5 protein-coding genes and 1 tRNA gene are annotated in these 7,822 nt (G+C 54.4%); all 6 read right to left on the bottom strand.

The features are described 5' to 3' along the window. Positions 1 to 142: 142 nt before the first annotated feature. The 6 genes from KJ970_01010 to KJ970_00985 all read right to left on the bottom strand — a co-directional run bounded on the left by KJ970_01010 (position 143) and on the right by KJ970_00985 (position 7,607). Positions 143 to 2,242 (bottom strand): hypothetical protein, encoded by a 2,100-nt coding sequence (locus KJ970_01010; GenBank protein ID MBU2689480.1) that lies wholly within the window; start codon positions 2,240 to 2,242, stop codon positions 143 to 145. Between the two features lie 223 nt (positions 2,243 to 2,465). Beyond that, positions 2,466 to 4,649, bottom strand: coding sequence for a hypothetical protein (locus tag KJ970_01005; GenBank protein MBU2689479.1), 2,184 nt, complete (start codon positions 4,647 to 4,649; stop codon positions 2,466 to 2,468). 225 nt (positions 4,650 to 4,874) lie between these two features. Then, positions 4,875 to 4,958, bottom strand: a tRNA-Leu gene (locus tag KJ970_01000). 32 nt (positions 4,959 to 4,990) lie between these two features. Further along, on the bottom strand, positions 4,991 to 5,476 hold the full coding sequence (gene secG, locus KJ970_00995) for a preprotein translocase subunit SecG (protein MBU2689478.1): 486 nt from the start codon (positions 5,474 to 5,476) through the stop codon (positions 4,991 to 4,993). Between the two features lie 130 nt (positions 5,477 to 5,606). Beyond that, positions 5,607 to 6,368 carry a triose-phosphate isomerase gene (gene tpiA / locus KJ970_00990; GenBank protein MBU2689477.1) on the bottom strand — a complete coding sequence of 254 codons (762 nt, stop codon included), beginning with the start codon at positions 6,366 to 6,368 and terminating at the stop codon, positions 5,607 to 5,609. Positions 6,369 to 6,407: 39 nt separating this feature from the next. After that, a complete protein-coding gene (locus KJ970_00985) occupies positions 6,408 to 7,607 on the bottom strand; it encodes a phosphoglycerate kinase (protein ID MBU2689476.1) in 1,200 nt (399 codons plus the stop codon). Positions 7,608 to 7,822: the final 215 nt, after the last annotated feature.

The following is a 7,822-nucleotide window of genomic DNA, read 5'->3' as shown; positions in this document are numbered from 1 at the left end:
TTTTATAGCTCCACCCCTCCGGTTTCTTGTGATACCGGCAATGCGGATTGGGACAGTGCGGCGGCTTGAAATAGGTTCGACATTTCGACATACCCTGCTAGGTGTGCAGGAAACACGCCAAATGCAATCTTCGAAGCACAACCTATTCATCACGGCCGGTCATCAACCAGGTCAGCGCTTTGCACGCCGCCTCAATCGCCTGTGACTCCTCGGCCGGGAAGAAGGGAAACATCTGCAGGAAGACGCGCCCCTGATCCAATCCCAGGGCCGAATCCTCTGGCGTTGATTCATAACGGAGCGCGCAGGGATGCCCTTCGAGTTCCGATGGAATACCCTGATAGTTGAAGGTTTTGGCCACATAGATCGTATCCAGACCCGCTTCCTGTCGGCTGGGAACACAGCCGGCGGCCCTATAAACTTCGAACCAGGGCATTCCACCGATCGGCTGCCCATCATCGGCGCGGGGTTCCCACGGATCCCAAACGTCCGTGTTAAGGCTGATGTCGGGGTAAACGGGATTAACGGATTGCGCCCCCACCCATCCGTCCACCTGCAGTGATTCACTCGATGGGCTTCTCACGCAGTTGGTGAGGTGCAGGAAGCGCCAGATGAAAGAGTCTTCATCCCAGGCCGGTGATTCGACACAGGGGAAATTCGGGCATAATCCATTCTCTCCGTAACCGTAATTATCACCGGCCAGGCCGCCGATCACCTTGGATCCATAAAGATAAAGACGGCCGCCCGCCGCCAGATATCTGCTGAGATTATGATTTTCGCATTCATTGTCGTTTAAACCCGATGAAAGCGTTCCGAAAAAGAAACTATTCCAGATGACGAGTTTGTAGCTTGCGAGTAGCTCCAGCGGCAATCGTTCGGGATTGAACCCCCCGTCATTAGCGTGAAATATATTGAAAATTCCGATTTCCTCGCCTGGTTCGGTAAACTCATCCAGGCATTGAAAAAGCCTGCTTCGAAAGGCATCATGTTCTGAATCAGATCCATACATATTAGGCCGTATCGTAGCATCATCAACGATGAGGGCTGTTTTGTGAAAGGGAAAGGCGACAACCTTCATCTGCACCCAACAGAATCGTTCGAAGCGTGGATCATTGCTGCTTTCGCGCACCTTCAGATAGAAATGATGAATTCTTCCATCTTCATAAGAAGGATAAGAGACCGGCGTCTGCACCTGGTCCCAATGACTCCACCCGATCCATCCGCCGATGCCATCCGGGGCATCGGCATGCTCATCTCCGGGATCGGGAATGTCGAAACCGTAATTCACGCTGCCGATACAACCGCCATAGTGAGAGAAATCAGCAATCCATGAAAATTGAATCGGCCGGTCGGCATTCACTTCGAGATTCCATCTCTCCCCTTCGTTTGGAAAGGTATGCGCTCCCGACATCCCCTCCAAAACGGTCACAAGCGGTTGACATTCCTCAGCAGTGACTTCAAATGGGAGATAATTCTCCCCTACCTCCAGTGAGGGTTCGACCGCCCCGGCCTCATCAATGGCCCGAACCCCGAAGATTAAGATGGCTCCTATTGCCTGCCCCTCGATCAGCGCTTCCTTCGTTTCAGATGACACCCGAATCCACCATGTCCCATCTCCGCCCTCCTGGTCCTCAAGAAGAAGGTTCTCACCCGTCAAGAGAGCCTCGATGGGATCTTCACCAAGATTCCAATGTACCAGCTTGTACTCATAGAATTCCGGGTTGAGTTCCGGATCGGAGGCATCCAGATCCTCCCCCTCCCATCGATAAAGAAAAGTGCGGCATCCCTGTCTCTCTACACCGGTAATCCGCGTCTCGGGAGCGATCGTCTTCGCATTAAAGAAACGGTAATCGATTGAGGAGCGGGCTTCATCATCATCCACCGCCCGGATAAAAAAACGATGCCATCCAAAAGACCGCGGATCCTCGGGGTCATCCGAGGGGATCGGGGCTTGAAATTTGAAACTCTTCCCGGTCTCTTCAATCCACTGCCAGGTCTCTTCGAGCGTTGTGTCGTCTATGGCGTACTCGTAGGCCGTGACCGATCCGTCGTCATCATAGCCCTGCCACGCAAAATCGATCCGATAATCGACTTCAGCTGAATCAACGACACCGGCGGTAATCTGTATGGTGGGTGGTTTGTTGGCCTTGCGATCACTCCCATCCTGACCGGGAGCCGGGAAGCAATGGATCCCGCTGAAGGAAGCCAGGAATACAGCCATCACTAACAGCAGACGTCGAGTCATGGCAATCATCCCCCATAACTTCAATGACGTTCATCGGTACAGGCACAGTCATGGCGTCATCACAACCCCCGGCAATAAGTTTATGGTAGCAGACTTAAGGGTGTGGGTCAATCAGCAGCGGATCGATCCGCAACGCGGCGGGATCACGCGCGCCCGGGCCGGAGGCTCGCATGCAAAAGAGCCCCCGATCCCGGCGGCCCTTCTACAAAAGACACCCTGCTCTTTAATACAACTTCACAAAAATCAGGGCGTCCGGACCCTCCGTTATATAGAGAACCGAGGTCGTTTTTGTGCCGCCGATCTCGACAGACTCGAGGGTGACTTCATTATTTGCAATGATTTCATCTCCCTCCACCTGCCAATAATCCGAATACCGCCCGATATTCTTGGCCGACAAGTCCATCACCTTCTCGTATTCATGTACCTCATCAGTATACTCCGTGTGTACGGTAACGCTGAGGATGGTATCGCGGGTCTCATCCAGAACAATTTCGACGGATCCCTTATAAACTTCGCCTTCATTCACGATTCGATTCCAGCCGCCGATCCAGGTATTCTCTGCTGTTTGAGAAGCCTGTATCGCGACGGGGATATTCCCCGTCCAATAATGACCCTCATGATCATTATTCAGTTCCGGCGTATCAGAGTACTCATCTCTGTACATACAACGGATATTGCCGGCCGCGATCTGCGCATGCGTGAGAGGGGCCTCGGTGGTCAGCTCAATCAGTAGATCGACTTCCGCCGTATTTGTGAAGGGCGGGACACCATCACTATTGACAACCACCGCCAAAATATCTGTATAACCCGCATCGGTGAGAATCGGAATATCGCCGATCTGTAAAGCCGAAGCATGACCGATATAGAGGAGATCGCCCGGCTTCCAGGCATAGGCCAGCACCGTCAGAAAATCTTGCTCGACGGTGGGGCTTGTGGCGGTAAATTTAATCACATCGTCGTCGTCAAAATCATAGGAGGTGAGCCCGACGGAGAAGATCCTTGCGGAAAGGTCGGGATAATTCCCAATGCCGTAACGGCTATAAAACTCAGCCGGAGAATCATCCGGCCCCTGAATGTCCCAGGCGCCTGACTCCAGATCTTTGAACAGGTCGACATTCACCGCATAGAGTTCGCCATCCATATACTTTTTAAAGAATCCCGGCCACCAAGTTTCCAGTGGGGACTCTATCTTTTCATCGAGCGCATCAAGCGACGTTACATTCTCGGTCATCATTCGATAATAAACGCCGAATATCCCTCCCGGGCCGAACCCCGGATCGGTCATGAGGTATTTGAAGACCGCTGACATCCCATGGGAGTGCTTCAACCCATTGACCAGGCCCTGCCCGGGCGCCTGGAGACCGCCGAAGGCCGCCATGGGATTGGTGTCAAAGCCCGCTGGTTTCGTATAATTGGAATCATCCGCAAAGAGTTCCTCCGCCCAAGATCGAAGAGAGCGATGAAACCACCAGTAAGCCGGGTCCGCTGGAGGATTTGTGGCTGCATATATATAAAGATTTTGTGCCGCCTTAAGGAGTTCGTGACCGACTTTGAGCCGTACCGCGGGCGAATTTTGTTGTGTCAGACTGAGGGGATCGACATAAAGAACCGGTACATATCCCGTTTGATCCTGGCTGAAGTAGATCTTGGCATGCAGCTCATGGGCCGGCTGAAAGATGATAACCTTCAGGGGTTTCCTGAAATTATACCCAGGGAAATGCAAACCAACCTGATCGAGGATCGCATCGTACGAATCTTCGAGGAGCGGCACTATCAGATCAATATAAGCGGGATAGCTCGCCGGATAGCAAATGACAAAGTGATCAGATCGAACATAGGTGGCGTAGCCGAAAACCCCCGTGTAATACCGATGTTTGGTCGTTGGAACTGCTTTTCCACCCGCTTTGTGATTCGCCTTCGGCGGCGCCTCATCTACCGGCAATGTACAAACAAGATAACCTGAGGATTCCTCGGCGGTCACTAAATCGTAAACCACTGCTGTCGAGTCGGACTCAGGCAACAGCATCTCTTCACCAATCCCCATGGCAAGGTCGCCTGAAAGAGATCCTTCCGACTTGATCGAAAGCTCCAGAGGCTCTGCATAATCGTCGGGCAGGCCTTCCAGGCGGAAACTCATCGTTGTCCCATGATCCCCAAAGGGATCGGCTTCCGAAGAAACATAGAGGTCGAGTTTGACATCCAAATTGAAGGCGCCCGCGGGAATGGTAAGCGAAAAATCTTCCGTCGCCATCGTCCCACCAAGGGGGCCGATTGTCGCGGTTTCCGCCAATGTGTAATCATCGCCGCCATTATTTGAGCCCCCCGGCTCTGTCGAGCCATCCTCGGAGCAGCTCAGATTGAATGTCAACATCAGGAAAATGAAAAGAAGAGCCGGACATCTCCTCATGGCCAAACCTCCAAGATCTATAGAGCCCAACCTTCCCAATTCATCCTCCCAACCGGGGGTTCTGGGCGAAGCTAGTCTTCAGCGAATTTATTCGTATATATCATACTGAAGTCTCAACTCCATGGATAGGCAAAAGTAAAAGGGAATTCAGGCTGGATTTTGGATCAAATCGAAAGGACCTCCGCAGAAAGGAGGCCCTTTAACATTCCGTGATCAAAGGAACAGTGCCGGGAGCGGGACTCGAACCCGCACGGGTCGCCCCACACGCCCCTCAAGCGTGCGTGTCTACCATAATTCCACCATCCCGGCCCTGTAAAAAATAATCTCTTTTCATCCCGCTATTACTGTGGGTCTTCTGGGTTCCCACTCGGCGGAGGCGTGTCGCCCGGTACATTGCCCGATCCCTCTTCCGGTGCGCCGATGGGTGTTTCGCCCGGTGCGTCGGCTGGCGGCTCACCGGTGACAGGTATCGTCACATCCAGGGCCGGCTCGGTTCCTGGAACCATCCCCTCATCCCCCGGTTGCTCAACGGGAGCCGCATTATTCATGCCTGGACCTGTCTCCTCAAGGACACTTTTCGGCCCTGAAGTCCCAATGCCGCCGGCGAGTATCGCGATGGTCAAACTCGACAACATGAAGGCCGCACCCAGACCGACGGTCGCCTTATTGAGAAAGGTTGCCGCCCCAGCGCCACCAAAGACGGTTTGAGCGCCTCCACCACCGCCAAAGGCTCCAGATAAACCACCACCCTTACCCGACTGCAGCAGGATCACGATAATCAAGGCCAGAGCGATCAGCGCATGCAAAACGATCAAAAATGCGAACATACTTATCTCCTCGTCTCCAAAGACCTGAGATTAGGACGGAGTGTGGCTCGCCGTCAAGGGGCAGAACAGGAAATCCGGCAACTCTTTCCAGCGTTCAGCGATCAGTTCATACGGACAAGGGCCAACCCGGCTAAGCTCTGGCGATACCAAGGAATGATGCCGCCTCGAGGGACGCTCCCCCGACCAGAACCCCGTCGACATCCTCCAAGCTCAGGAGCTCCCCCGCATTTTCCGGTTTGACACTCCCGCCATAAAGGATCTGAATTTCGCCACCGGGGTCACCCCATCGGCCTATCAAGAGGGATCTGATAGCGGCGTGCGCCTCTTGCGCCTGTTCGGGGGTTGCTGTCTTCCCCGTCCCGATCGCCCAAACCGGCTCATAAGCGACTGTCAGAAATCCGGAGTTCGGGGGTTCCTTCATCGTCTCCAAGGCCGAGGCCAGCTGTGTGGTGAGAATATCCCCGGTCTTTCCCGCCTCCCGCTCCTCCAAGGTCTCCCCGATGCATAGGATGGCTCTAAGGCCGTTTTCCAAGGCCGATTTGAGCTTTAGACGGATCCGATCCTCGCTCTCCTTGATCACATGGCGCCGCTCGGAATGCCCCACGAGAACGCATGAACACCCGGCATCGAGAAGTTGGAGCGGGGAGATCTCTCCGGTAAAAGCCCCTTGCCGCTCCCACGAGAGATCCTGTGCCCCCAAATCAAGGTTTCTGTCGCCGATGCGCTGTGAGATCGGATGAAGTAAGGTCGCTGGTGGAAAAACGAGTACACTTCTGTGCGGCGGGATGGTCCGCAAACCCTCCAAAATGCCCTGAGTCAGATCCAGACCCTCTCGGAGTGTCTTGTGCATCTTCCAATTTCCAGCAATGATTTGCCTTGCGGACACAACCACCTCCTCTATTAACTCGTTAATCTATAATATGTTACGGCTCTAATTCATTTCAAGAATTTCAACGCCCGGGAGTTCCCGTCCTCCGATGAACTCCAGACTCGCCCCGCCCCCGGTGGACACGTGGGTCATGGCATCAGCCAAACCCAGCTTCTTGATGGCGGCAACAGAGTCGCCCCCCCCAACGACGGTTGTGGTGGCCAGAGGCCCGCCGGTCGCATCGGCCAGGGCTTGCGCGACCGCCAGTGTCCCCTTCGAGAATTCTTCAACTTCGAAGATCCCCATGGGGCCATTCCAGAAGATTGTTCCCGCTTTCATGATCGTCCGCCGGAATAGATCGGTCGATTTCGGTCCGATATCCACCGCCATCTCATTCCCAGCGATTTCTTCAACAGGTCTGGTTCGCACGGCCTGGGGCTTTTCGGCGGATTGGGACAGGACCGCATCGATGGGTAGCAGTAATTCCACCCCGCTCGCCTCCGCCTTTTCCAGCAATTCGCCGGCCATAGCGATCCGGTCCTCTTCAACCAAAGTTAAACCGGTCTTCAGCCCGCGGGCTCGAAGGAATGTGAAAGCCATCGCGCCACCGATGAGGATGTGTTGCGCTATGGGGAGAAGGTTTTCAACGACATCGACCTTGCCTGAGATTTTTGCTCCACCCAGGATCGCGGCAAAGGGTTTGCGTGGCGCTTCCAGAAGAGAGGCCAGGGCCGCAACCTCCCTTTCCATAAGGAGCCCCATCCCCCTCTCCTTAAAGAGCTTGGCCACCGCATAAGTGGAGGCATGCGCTCGATGAGCCGCCCCGAAGGCATCATTGACATAGACCGAACCCCATTGGGCCAGCTCCGCAGCGAAACCTTCGTCATTGTCGGTCTCTTCAGGGTGATAACGGAGGTTTTCCAGAAGGACAACGCGTGGGGTTTGGGGGTCTTTTAAAATGGCTTGAACCTCATCTCCAATGCAATCAGGCGCGAAGCGGACGGGCTGACCGAGCAAATCTTCCAAGACCTTGGCCACCGGGGCCAGACTCATCTCCGGGACTCTCTTCCCCTTCGGCCGCCCCAGATGCGACATGAGAATGACCCGCCGGGCAGGCCCCAAAAGCCGGCGGATCGTGGGCAGGCTTGCCTGCAATCTCGTGTCATCACCGACTTTGCCATCTTTCAGCGGAACATTGTAATCCACCCGAACCAGGACATCCTTGTTCTCAATAGACAATTCAGCGAGGGTTTTGATGCGCATGGGTCTCCTTTCCACCCTCCCACCGGATTCAGGCCGGGAGGGAAACTATACCAGCGCCTCCAATCAGTCTCACCACCGGGGATCTAGAAACGGAAGTCGATTGAGATCCGATGAACTCCCCCTAGATCACCCTGATCAACAAAAGCGTAATCGACGGCGCCCTCGGAATTCAAGCTCGTTGGTATCTTTACCCCGATCCCAAGCGCCAATCCCTC

The sequence above is a fragment of the Candidatus Eisenbacteria bacterium genome (genome assembly GCA_018831195.1).
In the GTDB taxonomy this organism is placed as follows: Bacteria; Eisenbacteria; RBG-16-71-46; order CAIMUX01; family JAHJDP01; genus JAHJDP01.
The sequence above is the reverse complement of the archived record's forward strand: the minus strand, read 5'-3'. Positions and strand labels throughout refer to the sequence as shown.

Coding starts and splice junctions, on each gene's coding strand:
- KJ970_01005 (MBU2689479.1), bottom strand. CDS start 4,649: ATGAGGAGATGTCCGGCTCTTCTTTTCATTTTCCTGATGTTGACATTC.
- KJ970_01010 (MBU2689480.1), bottom strand. CDS start 2,242: ATGACTCGACGTCTGCTGTTAGTGATGGCTGTATTCCTGGCTTCCTTC.
- secG (MBU2689478.1), bottom strand. CDS start 5,476: ATGTTCGCATTTTTGATCGTTTTGCATGCGCTGATCGCTCTGGCCTTG.
- KJ970_00985 (MBU2689476.1), bottom strand. CDS start 7,607: ATGCGCATCAAAACCCTCGCTGAATTGTCTATTGAGAACAAGGATGTC.